General features: G+C 71.1%; 15 protein-coding genes and 1 pseudogene. 7 read left to right on the top strand and 9 right to left on the bottom strand.

Features of this window, described 5'->3' with window-relative positions; translation table 11 throughout:
- Positions 1–3: 3 nt before the first annotated feature.
- The 7 genes from CCN35_RS08505 to CCN35_RS08535 form a co-directional block, all read right to left on the bottom strand.
- Positions 4–990, bottom strand: a complete 987-nt coding sequence (locus tag CCN35_RS08505; RefSeq protein ID WP_067391442.1) for a PadR family transcriptional regulator — start codon at positions 988–990, stop codon at positions 4–6.
- A gap of 1 nt (position 991) precedes the next feature.
- Positions 992–1,897, bottom strand: a complete 906-nt coding sequence (locus CCN35_RS08510) for a DUF4097 family beta strand repeat-containing protein (RefSeq protein WP_158100384.1) — start codon at positions 1,895–1,897, stop codon at positions 992–994.
- A 512-nt stretch (positions 1,898–2,409) separates the two neighbouring features.
- Positions 2,410–2,589, bottom strand: coding sequence for a DUF6104 family protein (locus tag CCN35_RS08515; protein WP_067391436.1), 180 nt, complete (start codon positions 2,587–2,589; stop codon positions 2,410–2,412).
- Positions 2,590–2,677: 88 nt separating this feature from the next.
- Positions 2,678–6,487 carry a multifunctional oxoglutarate decarboxylase/oxoglutarate dehydrogenase thiamine pyrophosphate-binding subunit/dihydrolipoyllysine-residue succinyltransferase subunit gene (locus tag CCN35_RS08520; protein ID WP_067391433.1) on the bottom strand — a complete coding sequence of 1,270 codons (3,810 nt, stop codon included), beginning with the start codon at positions 6,485–6,487 and terminating at the stop codon, positions 2,678–2,680.
- A gap of 284 nt (positions 6,488–6,771) precedes the next feature.
- A complete protein-coding gene (locus CCN35_RS08525; RefSeq protein WP_067391431.1) occupies positions 6,772–7,878 on the bottom strand; it encodes a HAMP domain-containing sensor histidine kinase in 1,107 nt (368 codons plus the stop codon).
- Positions 7,875–8,612, bottom strand: a complete 738-nt coding sequence (locus CCN35_RS08530; RefSeq protein ID WP_067391428.1) for a response regulator transcription factor — start codon at positions 8,610–8,612, stop codon at positions 7,875–7,877. Before CCN35_RS08530 ends, CCN35_RS08525 begins: the two co-directional genes overlap by 4 nt.
- Before the next feature lie 122 nt (positions 8,613–8,734).
- Positions 8,735–9,412 carry a spermidine synthase family protein gene (locus tag CCN35_RS08535; protein WP_086792072.1) on the bottom strand — a complete coding sequence of 226 codons (678 nt, stop codon included), beginning with the start codon at positions 9,410–9,412 and terminating at the stop codon, positions 8,735–8,737.
- Positions 9,413–9,766: 354 nt separating this feature from the next.
- On the opposite strand from CCN35_RS08535, the gene lon reads away from it, so the two are divergent.
- Together lon and CCN35_RS08550 are read left to right on the top strand one after the other, a co-directional pair.
- The gene (gene lon, locus CCN35_RS29280; protein WP_236560575.1) at positions 9,767–12,385 is read left to right on the top strand and encodes an endopeptidase La; all 2,619 of its coding nucleotides are present in this window, start codon (positions 9,767–9,769) and stop codon (positions 12,383–12,385) included.
- A gap of 325 nt (positions 12,386–12,710) precedes the next feature.
- Positions 12,711–13,277 carry a MarR family winged helix-turn-helix transcriptional regulator gene (locus tag CCN35_RS08550; protein ID WP_086792075.1) on the top strand — a complete coding sequence of 189 codons (567 nt, stop codon included), beginning with the start codon at positions 12,711–12,713 and terminating at the stop codon, positions 13,275–13,277.
- 59 nt (positions 13,278–13,336) lie between these two features.
- Here CCN35_RS08550 and CCN35_RS08555 read toward each other — a convergent pair whose 3' ends face one another.
- Positions 13,337–14,125, bottom strand: coding sequence for a protein phosphatase 2C domain-containing protein (locus tag CCN35_RS08555; RefSeq protein ID WP_067391420.1), 789 nt, complete (start codon positions 14,123–14,125; stop codon positions 13,337–13,339).
- A gap of 412 nt (positions 14,126–14,537) precedes the next feature.
- On the opposite strand from CCN35_RS08555, the gene CCN35_RS08560 reads away from it, so the two are divergent.
- The 5 genes from CCN35_RS08560 (at position 14,538) to CCN35_RS08580 (ending at position 20,362) form a co-directional block, all read left to right on the top strand.
- A complete protein-coding gene (locus CCN35_RS08560; protein ID WP_079129612.1) occupies positions 14,538–17,477 on the top strand; it encodes a sensor histidine kinase in 2,940 nt (979 codons plus the stop codon).
- A complete protein-coding gene (locus CCN35_RS08565) occupies positions 17,474–17,989 on the top strand; it encodes a roadblock/LC7 domain-containing protein (RefSeq protein ID WP_086792077.1) in 516 nt (171 codons plus the stop codon). The genes CCN35_RS08560 and CCN35_RS08565 overlap by 4 nt, the downstream gene beginning before the upstream one ends.
- A complete protein-coding gene (locus CCN35_RS08570; RefSeq protein WP_067391415.1) occupies positions 17,986–18,396 on the top strand; it encodes a DUF742 domain-containing protein in 411 nt (136 codons plus the stop codon). Before CCN35_RS08565 ends, CCN35_RS08570 begins: the two co-directional genes overlap by 4 nt.
- Entirely contained in the window at positions 18,377–19,030 is a 654-nt protein-coding gene (locus tag CCN35_RS08575) for a GTP-binding protein (protein ID WP_067391412.1), read from the top strand. Before CCN35_RS08570 ends, CCN35_RS08575 begins: the two co-directional genes overlap by 20 nt.
- A gap of 69 nt (positions 19,031–19,099) precedes the next feature.
- Complete coding sequence (locus CCN35_RS08580; protein WP_067391409.1) at positions 19,100–20,362, top strand: styrene monooxygenase/indole monooxygenase family protein; 1,263 nt, start codon at positions 19,100–19,102, stop codon at positions 20,360–20,362.
- Here the strand turns inward: CCN35_RS08580 and CCN35_RS08585 are convergent.
- Positions 20,326–21,073, bottom strand: a pseudogene (locus CCN35_RS08585) (C40 family peptidase); the annotation flags it as partial. The gene CCN35_RS08580 and the pseudogene CCN35_RS08585 sit on opposite strands and share 37 nt — an antisense overlap.

A 21,073-nucleotide genomic window follows, 5' to 3' on the forward strand; every position in this document is an offset into this window, starting at 1 on the left:
GGGTCAGCCGGTCTTCTTCCGGTGGAGGAGAGCGGTGATGTGGGCCGCGGCCGTGGAGAGGTGGCGGCGTGCGTCCCGGAGCTGGTCGGCGGTGACGCCGTGGTCCCGGGCCGCATCGCGGATGTCGTCGCGGAAGCGGTCGAGGAGACGGTCCAGATCGCGGGCCGGGTCACCGGTGAAGTCCTCGTGGGCCCAGGCCGGTTCGTAGTCGGCGGGGAAGTCCTTCGGGGTGTCGGAGTACTCCGTGTGCGACGCCGTGCGGCCGAAGGCGTGGCCCTTGCCGAAGTCGCTGAACTCCTTGACCAGTTCGGCCAGGCCCTCGCGCAGACCGGTGGGCCAGTCGCCCCGGGAGAAGTGGCTCTGCACATGCTCCTGCACCTGCCGGGTGATGCGCTGCAGCTCCTCCTGCGCCTGGGCCCAGGCCTGCTCCTGGGCCTCCTTGGCCTGGCGCCGGGCCCGCTGGGCCTCCTCGCGTGCTCTGCGGCTCTCGTCCTTGGCGCGCCGGGTCTGCTCCTTCCACGCCTGCTTGATCCGGCGCATCTCCTCCTTGGCGGCCTGCCAGGCCTCCTTGTCCTCGAAGCCGCCGTACTCCCCGGTGCCCTGCCGGGCCCGGGACGCCGCCGCGCGCATCTCGCGCCGCAGGTCGCCCGCCGCGCCGCGCACATCGGCCCGGATCTCCGCGGCGAGCTCGGCGACCGACTCGCGGATCTCCAGTTCCAGATCGGCCAACTCGTCCCTGCGGTCGGCCAGTTCGGCCCGGCCGGCGTCCGTGATGGAGTACACCTTGCGGCCGCCCTCGGTGGTGTGGGTGACCAGGCCCTCGGCCTCCAGCTTGGCCAGCCGCGGATACACGGTGCCCGCCGAGGGCGCGTACAGCCCGTGGAAGCGCTCCTCGAGGAGCCGGATCACCTCGTAGCCGTGGCGCGGGGCCTCGTCGAGCAGCTTGAGCAGGTAGAGGCGCAGGCGGCCGTGGGCGAAGACGGGAGGCATGTCAGAGCACCTTCTTGTCGGTCGTGCCGTCGGTCGGAGTATCGCTGGAATCCTCTTCCGGCCGGGCGTCCCGTGGCCCCGTCTCCCACGGTTCGTCCTCGGCCGGCGGGCGCCGCAGCAGGGCGATCGAGCCGGAGACGGTCGTCGCCTTCAGGCTGCCGTTGCCCGCGCCGAGCCGGCCGGTGATCCGCTTGGCGCCCCACTGGCCGGTGACCTTCAGATCCTCGAAGGCGTTGGACACCGCCCCGCTGGCGGTGTTCGCCTCCACACGCGCGTCCGCCGGGTGGGGCAGCCGTATGGCGATCTCGCCGGAGACACTGGTCAGGCTGATGTCGGTGGGACTGCCCGCCGGATCGAGGTCGACGATCATCGAACCGCTCACCGAGTCGGCCCGCACCGAGGAACCGGCGCCGTCGACCACCGTCAGATCCCCGGACACCGAGTTGAACCGCAGGGGGCCCGAGAGGGCCTGCGCCTCCACGCTGCCCGACACGGTGTCCGCGCGCACCGGGCCGGTCAGCCGCACCAGGGTCGTGTCCCCGGAGACGCCCTTCACATCCGCGTGCCCGGAGATTCCCGAGACCATCGCGGCGGCCCCGACCACTCCGAGCTCCACCCGTGTGCTCGACGGGACGGCCACGGAGACCACGGCACTGCGCTGCCAGCCCTTGCGGTCCAGCCACTTGAGAAAGCCCTTCCAGGGCAGGTCCTCGTACGCCACGGTGAGCGTGCCGCCCTGCTGGGTGATCACCAGGGGCGGTCCCTCGATCTCGGAGATCTCCAGGCGGGCGGAACTCTCGTCCGTGCCCATCACGTTCACCGTGCCGTTGACGATGCGGACGTTCAGCTCGGTCACCGGCTCGTCGAAGGTGAGCTTCCTGGGCTCGCCGACGGACCACTCGGACATGGTGGAGACCTCCCCGTCATGGGACGCGCAACACGTCATATCGCGTCGCCTGCTGAACACGATATATCGTGCTCTGGGGAAGTCAAGACACTCATTCCGGTGAGACGGGACCGGCGATGTGACACCTGTGCCGCGGCACCTGTGATGCGACGTCTGCGGTGCGGCACCTGTGATGCGGCGTGTGCGATGCGCCCCTCGAGGCGCGGCGTCTGCGGTACGGCGTCCGGAGTACGGTCCCCCGCGCCGGCGACGGTCCTTTGTGCCCACTGCGACAGCCCTCGTGACCGGGGCAGCCCCTGCGACCAGGACATACGAGTGTCCGGGGTGCGACGACACGCCCCCGGAAAGCAACAGGGCGCCCCCGAGGGACGCCCCATGCGGCCGCCGGCGACGTGCACGGGCCCGTGCCCGTCGTCCGGCCGTCGTTCAGCTGTCTTCCGTTGTGCGGCCGTCCGCCCGGCCGTCCACCGCGGCCGTCCGCCCGGCGGTCTGCCCGGCGGTCTGCCCGGTCGTCAGTCGTCGTCCTCGTCGTCCAGCCGGGCCAGCCAGGTCGCCAGCCGCTCCACCGGCACCTCGAAGTCCGGGTTCAGGTCGACGAAGGTCCGCAACTGCTCGGCGAGCCACTCGAAAGTGACCTCCTCCTGGCCCCGCCGCTTCTCCAGCTCTTCGATGCCACGGTCCGTGAAGTACATGGGGTCAAGGATAGGTGCGCCGAAGCGGCCGGGCCGCACCCCGCCCGAGGGGGTGCGGCCCGGCCGTGCACGACCTGCGAGAGGTGCTTTACGCCTCGAACACCTCGCGCACCAGCTGTTCCTGCTCCGCCTGGTGCCGCTTCGCGGACCCCACGGCGGGAGAGGAGCTGTGCGGGCGGGAGATGCGGCGCAGCCGCTCGCCGGGCGGGATGTCCGCGCCGACCGCCAGGTCCAGGTGGTCGATGAGGTTCAGGGCGATGAACGGCCATGCGCCCTGGTTCGCCGGCTCCTCCTGGGCCCACAGGTACTTCTCGGCGTTCGGGTACTTCTTGATCTCCTCCTGGAGCTCGGCACCCGGCAGCGGGTACAGCCGCTCGAGGCGGATGATCGCCGTGTCCTTCACGCCCCGCTTCTGCCGCTCGGCGTCGAGGTCGTAGTAGACCTTGCCGGCGCAGAAGACGACCTTGCGCACCGCCTTCGGGTCGACCGAGGTGTCGCCGATGACCGGGCGGAACTGACCCGTGGTGAACTCCTCCGTCTTCGAGGACGCCGCCTTCAGGCGCAGCATCGACTTCGGGGTGAAGACGACCAGCGGCTTGTGGTGCGGGTTGTGCACCTGCCACCGCAGGAGGTGGAAGTAGTTCGACGGCAGGGTCGGCATCGCGACCGTCATGTTGTTCTGCGCGCACAGCTGCAGGAACCGCTCCGGGCGTCCGGAGGAGTGGTCCGGGCCCTGGCCCTCGTAGCCGTGCGGCAGGAGCAGGACGACGCCGGAGGTCTGGCCCCACTTCTGCTCGGCGGAGGAGACGAACTCGTCCACGACCGTCTGGGCGCCGTTGGCGAAGTCGCCGAACTGGGCCTCCCACATGACGAGCGCGTTCGGACGGGCCAGCGAGTAGCCGTACTCGAAGCCCATCGCCGCGTACTCGGACAGCATCGAGTCGTAGACGTTGTACCGCGCCTGGTCCTCGGACAGGTGCTGCAGCGGGGTGTAGTCCTCGCCGGTCTTGCGGTCGATGAGCACCGCGTGCCGCTGGCCGAAGGTGCCGCGGCGGGAGTCCTGGCCGGCCAGCCGGACCGGGATGCCCTCCAGCAGCAGCGAACCGATGGCCAGGGTCTCGCCCATGCCCCAGTCGATCGCGTCTTCCTCGATCATGGCGGCCCGGCGCTGCAGCTGGGGCAGCAGCCGCGGGTGAACGGTGAAGCCCTCGGGGATGTTGACCTGGGACTCGGCGATGCGCTTGATGACCTCGGTGGAGACGGCCGTCGGGACCGGGACCGGGAAGCCGTCCTGCGGGTCCTGGGGGACCACGGGGACCGGCTCGGAGGCGGCGGTGGCCTCGCGGACCTCGGTGAAGACCTTCTCCAGCTGGCCCTGGTAGTCCTGCAGGGCCTGCTCGGCCTCCTCCATGGTGATGTCGCCCCGGCCGATCAGCGACTCGGTGTAGAGCTTGCGCACCGAGCGCTTCTTGTCGATCAGGTCGTACATCAGCGGCTGGGTGAAGGCCGGGTTGTCCGACTCGTTGTGACCGCGGCGGCGGTAGCAGATGAGGTCGATCACCACGTCCTTGTTGAACGCCTGGCGGAACTCGAAGGCGAGCCGCGCCACGCGGACGACGGCCTCGGGGTCGTCGCCGTTGACGTGGAAGATCGGGGCCTCGATCATGCGGGCCACGTCCGTCGCGTACATGGAGGAACGCGAGGACTCCGGGGCGGCGGTGAAGCCGACCTGGTTGTTGATGACGATGTGGAGTGTGCCGCCGGTGCGGTAGCCGCGCAGCTGCGACATGTTCAGGGTCTCGGCCACCACGCCCTGGCCCGCGAAGGCCGCGTCGCCGTGGATCGCCACCGGCAGGACCGTGAAGTCCGTGCCGCCCTTGTTGATGATGTCCTGCTTGGCGCGGGCGACGCCCTCCAGGACCGGGTCCACCGCCTCCAGGTGCGAGGGGTTGGCCACCAGCGAGACCTTGATCTGGTCGCCGTCGAGGCCGGTGAAGGTGCCCTCGGCGCCCAGGTGGTACTTCACGTCGCCGGAGCCGTGCATCGACTTCGGGTCGAGGTTGCCCTCGAACTCGCGGAAGATCTGCGCGTACGACTTGCCGACGACATTGGCCAGGACGTTGAGGCGGCCGCGGTGGGCCATGCCGATGACGACCTCGTCCAGGCGGGACTCGGCCGCCGAGTCGAGGACCGCGTCGAGCAGCGGGATGAGGGACTCGCCGCCCTCCAGGGAGAACCGCTTCTGGCCGACGTACTTCGTCTGCAGGAAGGTCTCGAAGGCCTCCGCCGCGTTCAGCCGGCGCAGGATGCGCAGCTGCTCGTCGCGCTCCAGCTTGGCGTGCGGGCGCTCCACCCGGTCCTGGATCCACTTGCGCTGCTTGGGGTCCTGGATGTGCATGAACTCGATGCCGACCGTGCGGCAGTACGAGTCGCGCAGCACACCGAGGATGTCGCGCAGCTTCATCATCGTCTTGCCGGCGAAGCCGCCGACGGCGAAGTCGCGCTCCAGGTCCCACAGGGTGAGCCCGTGCTCGGTGATGTCGAGGTCCGGGTGCTTGCGCTGCTTGTACTCCAGCGGGTCGGTGTCGGCCATGACGTGGCCGCGGACCCGGTAGGCGTGGATCAGCTCGAAGACGCGGGCCGCCTTGGTGACGTCGTCGTCGTGCGAGGCGTCGATGTCCCTGAGCCAGCGGACCGGCTCGTAGGGGATGCGCAGCGCCTCGAAGATGTCGTCGTAGAATCCGTGCTCGCCCAGCAGCAGGTTGGCCACGGCGCGCAGGAACTCGCCGGAGGCGGCACCCTGGATCACCCGGTGGTCGTAGGTCGACGTGAGCGTCATGACCTTGGAGATGCCGAGCTTGTTCAGGGTGTCCTGGGAGGTGCCCTGGAACTCCGCCGGGTAGTCCATGGAGCCGACGCCCATGATCAGCGACTGGCCGGGCATCAGACGCGGCACCGAGTGGACCGTGCCGAGGCCGCCGGGGTTGGTCAGGGAGACGGTGACGCCGGTGAAGTCGTCCATCGTCAGCCTGCCCTCGCGGGCGCGGCGGACGACGTCCTCGTAGGCCTGCCAGAACTCGAAGAAGTTCAGCGTCTCGGCCTTCTTGATGGCGGCCACGACCAGCTGGCGGTCGCCGTTGGGCTTGACCAGGTCGATGGCCAGGCCGAGGTTGATGTGCTCCGGCTTGACCAGGGTGGGCTTGCCGTCCTTCTCGGCGTACGACCAGTTCATCGACGGCATCTGCTTGATGGCCTGGACCATCGCATAGCCGATGATGTGGGTGAAGGAGACCTTCCCGCCGCGGCCCCGCTTGAGGTGGTTGTTGATGACGATGCGGTTGTCGAACAGCAGCTTCACCGGGACGGCGCGCACGGACGTGGCCGTGGGCATCTCCAGCGAGGCGTTCATGTTCTTGGCGACCGCGGCGGAGGGGCCGCGCAGCGTCACGTACTCAGGGCCTTCGGGCGCCTTGGCGGCGGGCTCGGCGTCGGCCTTGGCGGCCGGCTTCGCGGGCGCCTGGGGCTGAGCGGCCGGCTTCGCGGCCGGAGCCGGGGCCTGGGCCGGAGCGGCAGCCGCGGGCTTCGGCGCGGCCGGGGGCTTCGGCGCGGCCGCGGGCTGCGCGGGCGCGGCCGGAGCGGCAGGGGGCTGCTGCGCGGTGGTGGTCCCCGCGGTTCCCGCGCCCGCGGCATCCGCCGAGGCAGGGGTGGCAGCGCCCCCCTTCTTGTAGTCGGCGAAGAAGTCCCACCAGGCGCGGTCTACGGAATTCGGGTCCTGGAGGTACTGCTGATAGATCTCGTCGACGAGCCACTCGTTGGCACCGAACGCGGCCGCGGGGTTCTTCCCGCTTTGGTCGGTATCGGTCGAGACGCTCGTGTTACTGGGGGACTGTGGCGACACAGCGGTAACCGCCCTCTTCCGCTTCACAAGATGATGGGACAGCGGGAATCAAGGCTACGCCTCTTGGCCCCGCAAGGTGAGGCCGGGCTGCTCCTTCGTCGTGTAAGTCACATCTAAAGCAGGGTTTCAGGGCTGGAATTGGCGGGAAACAAGCCTGGTTTTGCTGCACATGGGAAGGGTGGGCCCGGGTCCGGTTCCTGGGAGTGACGGACCCCTGCCCTGGTCACACGTGTCCGCCTGCGGGGACATGTGTGCACCTTGATGGTTCAAGATCCCACTTTACGTCAATTTGACGGAGAAGAAAGCCCCGGAAGGGTGACGCGGATCCGGCAGCCCCGCTCGGATTCGGCCACACCGATGCGACCGCCGTGCAGATCCACCGCCCAACGGGCGATCGCCAGACCGAGTCCGGTGCCGCCGTCGCTGCCCGGGCCGTGCGGCCGGCTCACCGCACCCCGGTTGAACCGCTCGAAGACGCGGTGCCACTCCGACCGCGGGATGCCCGGTCCCTCGTCCAGGACCTCGATCTCCAGGGACTCCGGCTGCGGTCCGCGCCGCGCCTTCACCGTCACCCGTCCGTGGGGCGGACTGTGCTTGACCGCGTTGTCGATCAGATTGGCGACGACCTGGTGGATGCGTTCGGGGTCGGCGTGCGCGGTCAGCTCCGGAGGGTGGACGTCCAGGTGCAGATGCACATCCGTACGGGTGTGGCTGCCGGAGTCGGAGGCGATGCCCGCGCGGGCGGAGGCGACCATGTTGGCCTCCTTCAGAACGCCCGAGAGATAGGGCCACACCTCGAAGCGGCGCTTCTTGAGCGGGACCACGCCGTTGTCCAGGCGGGACAGGTCCAGCAGCGTCTCCACCAGCCGGCCCAGCCGCTCGGTCTGCTTCAGCGCCGTGCGCATGGTCTCGGGGTCGGCCTCGGTGACCCCGTCGACGATGTTCTCCAGCACCGCGCGCAGGCCCGCGATGGGCGTGCGCAGCTCGTGCGAGACGTTCGCCACCAGCTCCTTGCGCTGGCGGTCCTGGGCCTCCAGGTCGTCGGCCATGCGGTTGATCGTCTGGGCCAGGTCGCCCAGCTCGTCCCTGCGGTTCTCCCGCACCCGGCGCGTGTAGTCGCCGTGCGAGATGGAGCGGGCCACCGCGTTCATCTCGTCCAGCGGTGCGGTGAGCGAGTGCGCCACGAACTGTGTGATGAGGAGCGTGGCGATCATCGAGAAGACCGTGATGAAGCGCAGCTCCGTCTCCGTGCGCACCGCGATCATCAGCAGACCCGTGGTGATCAGCACCGAGATGACGACCAGTGCGCCCAGCTTGGTCTTGATCGAGAACGGGCGTACGCCACCCCAGGGCTCCCCGGGTTCCCTCCGTGTGGCCTGCCCGTCGCTCATGGGGTCGGTGTCTCCAGCGCGTAGCCCACGCCGTGCACCGTGCGGATCCGCTCGGCGCCGATCTTCCGGCGCAGCGCCTTGATGTGGCTGTCCACGGTCCGGGTGCCGGAGGCGTCCGCCCAGTCCCACACCTCCGCCAGCAGCTGCTCGCGGGAGAGCACCGCACGCGGGGTGTTCGCCAGGCACACCAGGAGGTCGAACTCCGTCGGCGTCAGGTGGACGTCCTCGCCGCGCACCCGCACCCGGCGCTGGGCGTGGTCGATCTCGAGCTCGCCCAGACGCAGGGTGCCGTTGCGCGGTGTCGCCGCGGCGAGCGCGGCCCGCTCCACGCGGCGCAGCAGCACGTGCACGCGTGCGGCCAGCTCGCGCATCGAGAACGGCTTGGTCATGTAGTCGTCGGCGCCGACCCCGAGGCCGACCAGCATGTCGGTCTCGTCGTCCCGCGCGGTGAGCATCAGCACCGGCACCGGGCGGTGGGCCTGCACCCGGCGGCAGACCTCCAGGCCGTCGAAGCCGGGCAGCATGATGTCCAGGATCAGCAGATCGGGCTGCCAGGCCTCGGCGACCTCGACGGCCGCCGGACCGTCGAGCGCGGTCTGTACGAGAAATCCCTCGGCACGCAGGCGGGTGGCGATGGCCTCCTGGATGGTCTGGTCGTCCTCGACCACCAGCACCCGGCGCTGGGCTCCCGGAGTGGCTGTTGTGCCGTTGTGCGCGGTGTGTGTCTTTTCCATCGCCCGCCCCTGAGTGTGCTTTTCGGAATCCGTGCGGTGATTCGGTGACTGCGCGTAGTTGCGATTGACGCTTGAATGATCGGCGTCAGGGCAGCAGCGTACGGGGAGTCACCGCGGCTTTGCTATCCAGGCCATACCCCGAGGTGCACGACGTCGGGAACTCCCCGGGCAAGGGGGACTTCTTCGGTGCGCACATGCCGGAATCCGACATTCCGCATGGTTTCCTCGAAGTCCGGGGACGGCTTCGCAGACCATACGGCGAGGACTCCACGCGGCGTCAAAATCCTTGCGCAGCTTGCCAGTCCGGCCGGCCGGTACAGCTCCTTGTTGTCCTCGGTGACCGTCCAGTCGGGACCGTTGTCGATGTCGAGGCACAGCGCGTCGAACGACGTGGAGATTTCGTGGACGTAGGCGGCCAGATCGGCTTCGACGATCTCGGTGCGCGGGTCGGCGAGTGCCCGGGCGGTCAATTCGGAGAGGGGGCCGTCACGGTGCCAGTCGATGATTGCGGGTTCGCGTTCGACAACGGTGATCCGCCCCCAGCGGGGATTCGCGGCGGCGTGTACGAGTGAGAAGCCGACGCCCAGGCCGCCGATCAGCACGCTGGGCTCGTGCCGGGGGCCCAGGGCGGCGAGCGCCGCGTCGACGAGAAGGCGTTCGGAGCGGCCGTCGGAGGTGTCCATCAGGAAGCACCCGTTGGCGATGATCTGCAGCAGTGCGCCATGCCGTCGCAGCACGACCTCGCCGTAGGGGCCCTCGCGGCGGTCCAGGACCACAGGGGTGTCGTACCAGGCGGTCATGAGGTCATCCTGCCCCACAAGGGCGCCGCAACCACGTGAAGCGCGTACGGCACGCACGCGTGCGTGCCGTACGCCCGCCGGAAGCGGTCCGAGACCCCTTTGTGCGGTCGCGCACGCGCGCGCGTGCGCGACCGTGCGGGCCGCCCGGCGGAAGCGCCCGCCGCTCGCGGAACGCCCGGCGGCCCCGGACGTCCCGGGCCTCTCGGGCGCCCGGTGCGAGGAGGCGTGGCTGTACGCAGCCGTGCCTCGGCAGGGTTCCCGTGATCGCTCACAGCGAACGTGAGGTGGGGAACAATCGGCGGCCCTCCATGCATTGAGTCGACAGAACTCAACTTGACTGCCGAAGGGGAGATCATGGCTGCTGAGCCCGGCGCGTTCACACCACTCACCCTGCCCGTGCTGCCGCTCGACGACGAGGTCGTGCTGCCCGGGATGGTGGTCCCGCTGGAACTGAGCGACTCCGAGGTGCGGGCGGCGGTGGAGGCCGCGCAGGCCGCCGCGAAGGACGAACCGGGGAAGCCCAAGGTGCTCCTGGTGCCGCGCATCGAGGGGACCTACGCCAAGATCGGCGTGCTGGGCACGGTCGAGCAGGTCGGCCGGCTGGCCGGCGGCGACCCGGGCGCGCTCATCCGCGGTCGCGCCCGGGTGAGGATCGGCGCCGGGACCACCGGGCCGGGGGCCGCGCTGTGGGTCGAGGGCACACGGATCGACGAGAGCGTGCCCGACCCGCTGCCCGGCCAGGTGATGGAGCTGGTCAAGGAGTACAAGGCCCTCGCCACCGCCTGGCTGCGCAAGCGCGGCGCCTGGCAGGTCGTCGACCGTGTCCAGGCCATCGACGACGTCGCGGCGCTCGCCGACAACTCCGGCTACTCGCCCTTCCTGACCACCGACCAGAAGGTCACGCTGCTGGAGACCACCGACCCGGTCGCCCGTCTCAGGATCGCCACCCAGCAGCTGCGCGACCACCTCGCCGAACAGGACGTCGCCGAGGCCATCGCCAAGGACGTCCAGGAGGGCGTCGACAAGCAGCAGCGCGAGTTCCTGCTGCGCCGCCAGCTGGAGGCCGTCCGCAAGGAGCTGCGCGAGCTGAGCGGCGACAAGGGGGGCCAGGAGTCCGACGACTACCGCGCCCGCGTCGAGGCCGCCGACCTGCCCGAGAAGGTCCGCGAGGCCGCGCTCAAGGAGGTCGACAAGCTGGAGCGCGCCTCCGACGCCTCGCCCGAGGGCTCCTGGATCCGCACCTGGCTCGACACGGTCCTCGACATGCCGTGGAACAAGCGGACCGAGGACGCCTACGACATCCGGGGCGCCAAGGAGGTGCTCGACGCCGAGCACTCCGGCCTGGAGGACGTGAAGGAACGCATCATCGAGTACCTGGCCGTGCGCAAGCGCCGTCGCGACCGCGGCCTGGACGTGCTCGACGGCGGGCCCGGCCGGCCCGAGCAGTCCGATCGACCGTCCGACCGGTCCGAGCAGTCCGATCAGCAGCCCGGCCGGTCCGAGCAGTCCGATCAGCCGTCCGACCGGTCCGAGCAGACCGGTCAGCAGCCCGGCCGGCCGTCCGACCGGTCCGAGGAGGAGGCGGAGCGGAACGCTCCGGCCGCGCGGAGGAGCGCGCGGCGGGGCGGCGGTGCCGTCCTCGCGCTCGTGGGGCCTCCCGGTGTCGGCAAGACGAGCCTCGGCGAGTCCGTCGCCCACGCCATGGGCCGCTCCTTCGTCCGCGTCGCCCTCGGCGGCGTCCGCGACGAGGCCGAGATCCGCGGCCACCGCCGGACGTACGTCGGTGCGCTGCCCGGCCGGATCGTGCGCGCGATCAAGGAGGCCGGGTCCATGAACCCGGTGGTCCTGCTGGACGAGATCGACAAGGTGGGCTCCGACTTCCGCGGCGACCCCGCCGCGGCCCTGCTCGAGGTCCTCGACCCGGCCCAGAACCACACCTTCCGGGACCACTACCTGGAGGTCGAGCTGGACCTGTCGGACGTCGTCTTCCTCGCCACCGCCAACGTCCTGGAGGCGATCCCGGGGCCCCTCGCCGACCGCATGGAGATCGTGCGCCTGGACGGCTACACCGAGGACGAGAAGATCGTCATCGCCCGCGACCACCTGATCCCGCGCCAGCTGGAGCGGGCGGGTCTGCGTGCGGACGAGGTCACGATCGAGGAGAGCGCGGTGCGCAAGCTGGCCGGCGAGTACACGCGCGAGGCCGGTGTGCGCGACCTGGAGCGGTCCATCGCCCGGCTGCTGCGCAAGGTCGCGGCCCAGCACGAACTGGGCGAGCGGGAGCTGCCGTTCACCGTCCGGGAGGAGGACCTGCGCGGTCTGCTCGGACGTCCGCGCCATGTGCCCGAGTCGGCCCAGGACCCGGCCGAGCGCCGTACCTCCGTCCCGGGTGTGGCGACCGGCCTCGCGGTCACCGGAGCCGGCGGCGACGTCCTCTTCGTCGAGGCGTCCCTCGCCGACCCCGAGACGGGTGCGGCCGGTCTGACCCTGACCGGTCATCTGGGCGATGTGATGAAGGAGTCCGCGCAGATCGCCCTGAGCTTCCTGCGCAGCCACGGCGCCGAACTGGAGCTGCCCGTGGGCGACCTGAAGGACCGGGGCGTGCACATCCACTTCCCGGCCGGCGCGGTCCCCAAGGACGGCCCGAGCGCGGGCATCACGATGACCACGGCCCTCGCGTCCCTGCTCTCCGGCCGTCTGGTCCGCCCGGACGTGGCGATGACCGGCGAGGTCTCGCTGACCGGCCGTGTCCTGCCCATCGGCGGCGTGAAGCAGAAGCTGCTCGCCGCCCACCGCGCCGGGGTGACCACCGTCATCATCCCCAAGCGCAACGAGGCAGACCTGGACGACGTCCCGGCCGAGGTGCTGGACAAGCTCGACGTCCGCACCGTCACCGACGTCCGCCAGGTCCTCGAACTGGCCCTCGAGCCCGCGACCAAGGGCGCGGAGCCGGAGGTTCCGGTCGCGGTGTGACGGACGCGGCCGGAGGAGGGAAGGCCCGGGTGCCGTGAGGGAGACCCGGGCCTTCGTCCTGCGTGGGCACGAGCCGCCGTCCTGCCGTGTGCGGACGGACGCCGTCCGGCCGGGGACCGCCCGCGCCCGGCCGGAGCCGCGCGCACGGCAGCTGTCCGGAACGCGCACGGCATCTGTCCGAAACGGTGCCTGTACGGACGGCACCTGCCCGGTGCGAGGCCGGATTCCGCCGTCGGGCCGCGCCTGCGAAATACTGACGGAACTGCGGCGATGGCCCAGACTGGCGGAAACCTCGAGCAACGGGAAACTTCAGGCAGGGACCGACGTGCACGAAGACGCAAACCGCGACGGACGTGGAGCCGCATCCGGCGCGTCACCCAGGAGTGCGGACCCCCGTGGGACCGGTCCGAGCGGCACGGATCCCCGCGGGGCAGGCCCGAGCGGTGCGGACCCGAGCGGCGCGGACCGGGAATTCCTCTCCCTGGAGCGGGAGCTGACGGTGCTGCTGCGGCGTGCCCGGGCCAATCAGAGCGAGATGGCCCGTGAGGTCCATCCCGACCTGGAGTCCGCCGCGTACGGACTGCTGGTCCGGCTGGAGGAGTGCGGCGGCCAGCGCGCCACGGACCTCGCCGCGTACATCGGCGTCGGCAAGGCCACCATGTCCCGCCAGCTGCGCGCCCTGGAGGAACTCGGCCTCGTCACCCGCGCACCGGACCCCGCGGACGGACGGGCCTGGCTGGTGACCCTCACCGACGAGGGCCGCCGCCGGGTCGGCCGGGTGCGCGAGGCCCGCCGTGCCCGCTACGTCAGCCAGCTCGCCCACTGGGACCGCCGCGAGGTGGCCGAACTCGCCCGGCTGCTGCACCAGCTGAACCGCGTCATGGAGAAGTAGCCGGCCCCGCCCGGCCGGCCGCACGGCCCGGCCGCACGGTGCGGTCCCGCGGCCCGGCCTCACGGCTCGACGAACACCACCGTCGCGTCGTCGTGCGTCTTGCTGCGCCGCAGACGGATCCGTTCCTCCCGGTCGGCCGTCTCCAGGGCCCGCACCCGCTCCACCAGGGCCCGCGCCCCCTCCTTCCGCACGAGGGCGGCGCACTGCGCCCAGTCGCCCGCACGGAAGGTCTCCACCCAGCGCGCCGCCCCGTCCGTCAGGGCGACCAGTGCGCGGACCTCGTGACGCGGCACGCTGCCCGTCACGGTCCGCTCTGCCACCGAGGGGTCCGCCGCCGCGGTGAAGAAGCCGCCCTCCTTGTTGCGGACGACGGCGTCGACGAGCGCGTCGGTGGCGAGCGAGGCCCGGGGGAGACGGGCCAGCCGGTCGTCCAGGACGGGGGTGACCGCACCGTCGGCGGACTCCAGCAGAAGCACCGAGTCGGCCAGCACCAGGTAGTCGACCGTCTCCGCCGACCAGCGGGCCAGAACGACGGTTGCCTGGGGCGTGCGCGGGTGAGAAAGGTCACAGGTTTGGGCGTGCGATTCGGCGGTACGGGCAATGGCCCGCGAAAGGATCTCCGGCAGCGTCAGATCCGGGCAGGAAACGGTCAGTTCGGTCAGCGCGCCACCGAGCCGGGCGGTGAACCACGGAACCGAATGAGAACACCCCGTGCCGGTCCTCGGCGGTGTCACTCCGTCCAGGACGACGAGGCAACCACCCTGTCCAGACATGGGCAGTCCGACGCTCGCGAAGTCCTCGTTGGGGCAGTCGTGACGACCCGGCTCCGAAACAACCTCAGTGCGCATCCGGCCAGTCTGCACGAGCCCTTCACCGTCTCTGCGAAAGGGGGAGGCGGGCCGGGAAGGGACACGGGAACACGGCCCGGTCATCCGATTTGCGCGAAAATGAGGGGCTTTTGGGAAGGTGTAGCGGCAAATATTGCCAAAGCCTGCCGCAGACGTCCAACCGGCTCGCCGCACACGCCCTTCGCCGCCGAAGGAAGAACTTGCCCGCCAACTCTCCTCCGGGGTTCACTCCTTCGGGTGGCCGGTCGGACGATGCGGGACCGACGCCCACCGGCACTGGGAGGGTCGGGAACCGGCACGGGTCCCCCGCTCGAGACTCGAGCGGAGCCGGAGCGCGGGGGGAGGGTGTACGCACCTGTCCGCGCCGGCCGACGCGGGCACCACCCGGGCCCATGGGTACACGAGTACAGGAATGCGAGCACCGGTGCAGAAGACGCGGCTTCGGCGCACAGGCAAGCAGACGGCCTCGGCAGCAGAACCGGAGCAGACGCCCGGCACGCCCGGCACGCCGGGAAAGGCCGGAGCGTCCGGCGCACCCGGAAAGCCCAACACCCCCGGCGCGTCCGCCGTTCCCGTCGGCAGGGGCCGTCCCACGCACGTACGCAACCGTCTGATCGCGGCCGTCGCCGTGGTGGCCGCCGCCGTGGCGGGCGCCGGCGCCCCCTCGGTGATCGCCGCCTCCGGGCAGCTGCACGACTCCCAGAACCTGGTGACGCTCGCCGAGCGGACCCAGAGCGCGCTCACCCTCGCCCACTCGCTCGCCGACGAGCGCGACGAGGTCACCTCCTACCTCGCCGCCGGCCGTCCCAAGACCAAGGCGCCCTCGCAGCAGCGCAGCGCCCGGGTGGACCGCCAGGTCGACGAGCTGCGCTCCGACCCCGGCACACCCGCCTGGCTGCGCAAGGACCTCGACGGCATCGCCGCCGTGCGCCGTTCCGCGCTGACCGGGCAGAACAGCGCCCTGCAGGTCCACCAGGCGTACTCCGCCGCCATCGCCGACCTGCACAGGCTGGCCGAGCAGCTGGCCGAGCGGATGCCGGCCCGCGCCGGTTCCGGGGCGTACGCGCTCGCCGAGCTCGACACGGCCGTCCAGCAGGCCGCCGCCGCCCGCGGACTGCTGCTCGCCGCCCTGAACGTCCCCAGCTCCAGCCAGACCGTCATCGACCCGGTCACCGGCCTGCCCACGCAGGTCAGCAGCTCCTCCGAGTCCGACACCAAGCAGCGCGACGCCCTCAGCGCCGCCGCCCAGCAGGCCCAGCTGCGCTCCGACGCGGCCCTCGCCGCGTTCCGCGACATCGCGCCCCAGTCCGCCCTGACCTCGTACGACTCCACCGTGACCGGGCCCGAGGTCGACTCCGCCGAGAAGTACCTCACCTCCCTCACCGACCAGCCGACGCTCTCCGACAGCGACCTGAGCATCAGCGTCAAGAAGGCCGACGCCGCGCTCAGCGCCCGCGTCGACCTGATGCGCGGCGTGGAGTCCTCCCTCTACGACCGCCGCACCAAGGAGCTGGAGAAGCTCCGCGACGACGACGTCACCGCACTGGAGATCCGCATCGCCCTGCTCGGCGGGCTGCTGCTGGTCACCATCGGCATCACCACCGCGCTCGCCCGCACGCTGACCCGCCCGCTGGCGGTGCTGCGCCGGGGCTCGGCCCGCCTGGCCGGCGCGGCCGACCCGGCCGCCGAGGAACCGGTCAAGTTCACCGGCCGCAACGACGAGTTCGCTCAGGTCGTCCGCTCCGTCAACGCCCTGCACGCGAAGGCCGTCGCCCTCGCCGAGCGGGTCGCCACCCTGGAGGCCGACCGCAAGCACCTGGTCGGCCAGCGCCAGAAGATGGCCGACGCCCGCGAGGAACTCCAGGCCGAGCTGAACCGGTCCACCAAGCGGCTGGAGCAGCTGCGCGCCGGCATCGGCGGCACCTTCGTCAACCTGGCGCTGCGCACGCTCGGCCTGGTCGAGCGGCAGCTCACCGTCATCGAGGGCCTGGAGAACAGCGAGCAGGACCCGGACCGTCTGTCCACGCTGTTCAAGCTCGACCACTTCGCCACGGTCATGCGCCGGCACAGCGAGAACCTCCTGGTGCTGGCCGGCACCGAGCACGTCCAGCACACCGCCGGACCGGTCCCGCTGGTCGACGTCGTCCGGGCCGCGGTCAGCGAGATCGAGCGCTACGAACGCGTCCGCATCGCCGCGCTGCCGCCGCGCACCCATGTGGCCGGCTTCGCCGCGGACGACCTGTCCCACCTGCTGGCCGAACTCATGGAGAACGCCACGTCGTTCTCCCCGCCCGAGCAGCCCGTCGAGGTCTCCGGCTGGCTCCTGGAGAGCGGCGAGGTCATGCTCTCCGTCCAGGACGAGGGCATCGGCATCTCCGCCGACCGGCTGAAGCGCCTCAACGCCCGTCTCGCCGACTTCGATCCGGAGTCCCCCTACGACCAGGAGAGCGAGGACGGCCTGGGCCTTGGCCTCTACGTCGTCGCCCGCCTCGCCCACCGCCACGGTGTGCGCGTCCAGCTGCGCGAGCAGAAGCAGGGCGGTACCGCGGCGGTCGTGGTCGTCCCCAAGACCCTTCTGGCGTCCGCCCCCGCCTCCTCCGCCAAGCCCTCCGACACCTCCACCGTGTCCCTGCCGGGCGCCGACGCCGAGGCCAACTCCAACGTCCTCCCCACCCGCACCCAGCCGGGGAAGCCGGCCGCGCAGGAGCAGTCCGCGACGAAGGAGCCGGCCGAGAAGGAGTCCGCGCAGAAGCCGGCCGCGCAGGAGGCCGAGGAGCCCCCGGCGAAGCCGGCCGCGCAGGAGTCCGAGGAGCCCTCGGAGAAGAAGCCGGCCGCGGAGGAGCCGGCCGAGACGACGATGGAGCTTCTGCTTCCGTCCCCGGCGCAGGAGCAGTCCCCGGACCAGCCGGCCTCCGGGAAGCCGGCCGCGCAGCAGCCGGACTCGAAGGAATCGGCCCCCACGTCCGCACCCGCCGACGGCGAGCAGCCCTCGCAGGGGCCGTCCGCACCCGGCCACGAGACCCGCACGGACGGCGCGGGGGAGAACGCCCCGGCCGACAACGAAGGCGAAGCCGAGACCACGACCGGCAACGACGCCGAGGTCGAGGCCGAGCACCAGCGCACCCCCGATGCGGCACAGGAACCCGTCACTGCCAAGGGCCTGCCCAAGCGCACACCCAGGATCACTGCCCCCACCACCCCGCCCCGTCAGCGCAGTGCCTCCGTCAACGCCGAGGAACTGCGCCGCCGCCTCGGCGGCTTCCAGCGGGGAGCGAAGGCGGGTTACCGCGACGTGGAGGCGGAAATCGCAGACCGGAAAAAGGGGGGCACAGTCGAGGAGGCAAGCAGTTGACCGCGCCCAGCACCTTCGGACTGAGCAGTGAGGCCCGCAACCTGCACTGGCTGCTGAACAATCTCGTGGAGGAGGTCCCCGGCATCCGGTCCGTCGCCGTGGTCTCCTCCGACGGCCTGCTGCTCCTGTCCTCCGACCCGGACCAGAACGACGAGGCCCGCCAGGCCCGCGAAACACCGCGCACCGGCCCCCGCGGCTCCTCCGCCGACCTCGCCACCATCGTCTCCGGCATCGGCAGCCTCACCGTGGGCGCCGCCAAGCTGATGGAGTTCGGTGCCGTCAAGCACACCATGGTCGCGATGGAGGAGGGCAGCCTGTTCGTCATGTCGATCAGCGACGGCTCGCTGCTCGGCGTCCACGGCTCCCCGGACTGCGACATGAGCGTCGTCGCGTACCACCTGGCGCTCTTCGTGGGCCGCGCCGGACACGTCCTGACGCCGGAACTCCGCGACGAACTGCGCAGATCCCTGGAGACCGAGGCCGGCGAGACCCGTCAAGGGGCGGCTCAGTGAGCGACACCCAGAAGAAGCTTCCCGTCCGCGGCGCCGACCGCAAACCCGCCCGGGTCCGTCCCTACACGCTCACCGGCGGTCGCACCCGCTTCGGTCATGTCCTCCTCGTGGAGACGTTCGTGGCCGCGCTGGAGGCGCCCGAGAAGCGCAAGGAACTCGAGAAAGGTTCCCTCGCCACCCGGGTCACCCCGGAGATGCAGGCCATCGTCGAACTGTGCCGCCGTATGCGTACGGTGGCCGAGATCGCCGCGCTGCTGAAGATGCCGCTCGGCGTGGTCCGCGTGCTCCTGAGCGACCTCGCGGACCAGGGAAGGATTCGTGTGTACGGAACCGGGACCGGCCACGGCACGGGCCGTCCGGACCGCGCTCTGCTGGAAAGGGTGCTGAGTGGACTCCGCCGTCTCTGACTCCGCCGTCACCGACGCCCCCGGCGTCGCCCCGCTCGTCGACGAGCCCGACGAGGAGTTGAAGTCCTGGCAGACGGATCGCACCCGTGCCCCGATCGCCACCAAGATCGTGGTGGCCGGCGGCTTCGGCGTGGGCAAGACCACGCTGGTCGGCGCCGTCTCGGAGATCACGCCGCTGCAGACCGAGGCGTTGATGACCGAGGCGAGCGAGGGGACCGACGACCTCACCGCCACACCGGGCAAGGTGACCACCACGGTCGCCATGGACTACGGCCGCATCACGCTCGACGACGACCTGGTGCTCTACCTGTTCGGCACGCCGGGCCAGCAGCGGTTCTGGTTCATGTGGGACGACCTGGTGCGCGGTGCCATCGGCGCCGTGGTCATGGCCGACACCCGTCGGCTGAAGGACTGCTTCCCCGCACTGGACTACTTCGAGAGCTGCGGACTGCCGTACGTCGTCGCGGTCAACCACTTCGACGGCAGCGAGCTGTACGAGCCGGAGGACGTGCGGGAGGCATTGACGATTCCCGCGCACATACCTGTCATGATCATGGATGCCCGGCGGCGGAGTTCGGTCATCGAGACCCTGCTGGCCCTCGTGGCTCACGCCCTTGAGGAGACCCCCGAGTAGGACCCGCAGGCCCCGTCCCGCGAGCAGCCAGCCAGCGAGTAGCCCCGAGTCGTAGGAGGCAGCACCCGTATGCGGAGAATACTCATCGTGGGGGCCGGCCAGTCCGGTCTCCAGCTCGCCCTCGGTCTTCAGTCGCACGGGTACGACGTCACCCTGATGTCGAACCGGACCGCGGACGAGATCCGCTCGGGTCGGGTCATGTCGACGCAGTGCATGTTCCACACCGCCCTGCAGCACGAGCGTGACCTGGGCCTGAACTTCTGGGAGCCCCAGACCCCGAACATCGAGGGCCTGGGGATCTCGGTCGCCGCGCCCGGCTCCCACGACCCGGGCCCCACCCAGCGCGCGATCGACTGGGTGGGCAAGCTGGACGGGTACGCGCAGTCGGTCGACCAGCGGGTGAAGATGTCCGGCTGGATGGAGACCTTCGCGGAGCGCGGCGGCCAGCTGGTCATCCACGGTGCCACGGTCGGCGACCTGGACTACTTCTCCCGGACGTACGACCTCGTGCTCGTCGCGGCGGGCAAGGGCGAGCTGGTGTCGATGTTCGAGCGGGACGCCTCCCGCTCCCCGTACAGCGAGCCGCAGCGCGCACTGGCGGTGGCGTATGTGCACGGTCTGGCCCCGCGCCCGGAGCACCCGGACTTCGACGCGGTCCGCTGCAACATCGTCCCCGGTGTCGGCGAGATGTTCATCATGCCGACCTACACCCTCTCCGGCCGCGCCGACATCCTCTTCTGGGAGGGCATCCCCGGCGGCCCGCTCGACGTCTTCCGCGGCGTCAAGGACCCCAGCGAGCACCTGAAGCTGACGCTGGACCTCATGAAGACGTTCCTGCCCTGGGAGTACGCGCGGACCACCGACGTCGAGCTCACCGACGCGAACGGCGTCCTGGCCGGCCGCTACGCCCCGACCGTGCGCAAGCCGATCGGCCGTCTGCCCGGCGGCGGGGCGGTCCTCGGTGTGGCGGACGTCGTCGTCGCCAACGACCCGATCACCGGTCAGGGCTCCAACTCGGCCTCCAAGTGCGCCGCCACCTACCTGGCGTCGATCCTCGAGCGCGGCGACAAGCCGTTCGACGAGGAGTGGATGCAGCAGACGTTCGACCGCTACTGGGACACCGCCCAGCACGTCGTCAAGTGGACGAACGCCATGCTGGCCCCGCCGCCCGAGCACGTCCTGGACATCCTCGGGGCGGCCGGCGAGTTCCCGCGGATCGCCCACCGCTTCGTCAACTGCTTCGACAACCCGGCCGACCTGGAGAACTTCTTCTTCGACCCGGACAAGGCCCGGGCCTATCTGGCCGAGGTCTCCGGGGCCTCCGCCGCGTAGAGGCCGGCGTCCGGCCCGTCCAGGGCGCCCGGGGGCAGCCGCGGCGGCACATAGTGCGGCAGGGGCATCCCGCCCGGGTCGGGCCGGACGGCTCCCAGCACCGGGTTGGCCGCGATCGGCGACACCTTCACCCTGGCGCCCGGCCGCGGCGCGTGCACCACCATGCCGTCGCCCAGGTAGAGGGCGACATGGGTGGCCTCGGGGAAGTAGACGACCAGGTCGCCGGGCCGCAGCTCGCTCAGGGGGACGCGCTTCAGCCGGGCCCACTGCTCCTGGCTGGTGCGCGGGATGGACACCCCGGCGTGGCTCCAGGCCCGCGAGGTCAGCCCCGAGCAGTCGTACGCCCGCGGGCCCGCCGCGCCCCACTGGTACGGTTTGCCGAGCTGCCGCACCGCGTAGCGCACGGCCTGCTCGCCCTGCCGCGACGGCGGGCGCAGCCCGCTGAGCACCCCGGAGGCCAGGAACGTCCGCTGGGCCGTGGCGATCCCGCTCTTCTCGAACTCGGCGAGCGCCGCCAGCTGCTCGGCGCTCAGCGAGGCCAGCANNGGCGTACGCCGTGCGGGCGGCGCGGGCCAGAGCGGCGGCCCTCTTCTCGTCGGCGGTCAGCCGGTCGACCGCCTCCGCCCGCTCCCGCGCCAGCTGCCCGATCACATGGCCCTCGTCCAGGGCCTGCTGCGGATTGCGCGCCATCAGCAGCCGCAGGTACGAGGA

The organism is Streptomyces thermovulgaris, from assembly GCF_002155915.1.
GTDB classification, from domain to species: Bacteria; Actinomycetota; Actinomycetes; order Streptomycetales; family Streptomycetaceae; genus Streptomyces; species Streptomyces thermovulgaris.

Bases quoted from the DNA above. Each gene is read 5' to 3' on its own strand.
- CCN35_RS08505 (WP_067391442.1), bottom strand. From the start codon at position 990: ATGCCTCCCGTCTTCGCCCACGGCCGCCTGCGCCTCTACCTGCTCAAG.
- CCN35_RS08510 (WP_158100384.1), bottom strand. From the start codon at position 1,897: ATGTCCGAGTGGTCCGTCGGCGAGCCCAGGAAGCTCACCTTCGACGAG.
- CCN35_RS08515 (WP_067391436.1), bottom strand. From the start codon at position 2,589: ATGTACTTCACGGACCGTGGCATCGAAGAGCTGGAGAAGCGGCGGGGC.
- CCN35_RS08525 (WP_067391431.1), bottom strand. From the start codon at position 7,878: ATGAGCGACGGGCAGGCCACACGGAGGGAACCCGGGGAGCCCTGGGGT.
- CCN35_RS08530 (WP_067391428.1), bottom strand. From the start codon at position 8,612: ATGGAAAAGACACACACCGCGCACAACGGCACAACAGCCACTCCGGGA.
- CCN35_RS08535 (WP_086792072.1), bottom strand. From the start codon at position 9,412: ATGACCGCCTGGTACGACACCCCTGTGGTCCTGGACCGCCGCGAGGGC.
- lon (WP_236560575.1), top strand. From the start codon at position 9,767: ATGGCTGCTGAGCCCGGCGCGTTCACACCACTCACCCTGCCCGTGCTG.
- CCN35_RS08555 (WP_067391420.1), bottom strand. From the start codon at position 14,125: ATGCGCACTGAGGTTGTTTCGGAGCCGGGTCGTCACGACTGCCCCAAC.
- CCN35_RS08560 (WP_079129612.1), top strand. From the start codon at position 14,538: ATGCGAGCACCGGTGCAGAAGACGCGGCTTCGGCGCACAGGCAAGCAG.
- CCN35_RS08580 (WP_067391409.1), top strand. From the start codon at position 19,100: ATGCGGAGAATACTCATCGTGGGGGCCGGCCAGTCCGGTCTCCAGCTC.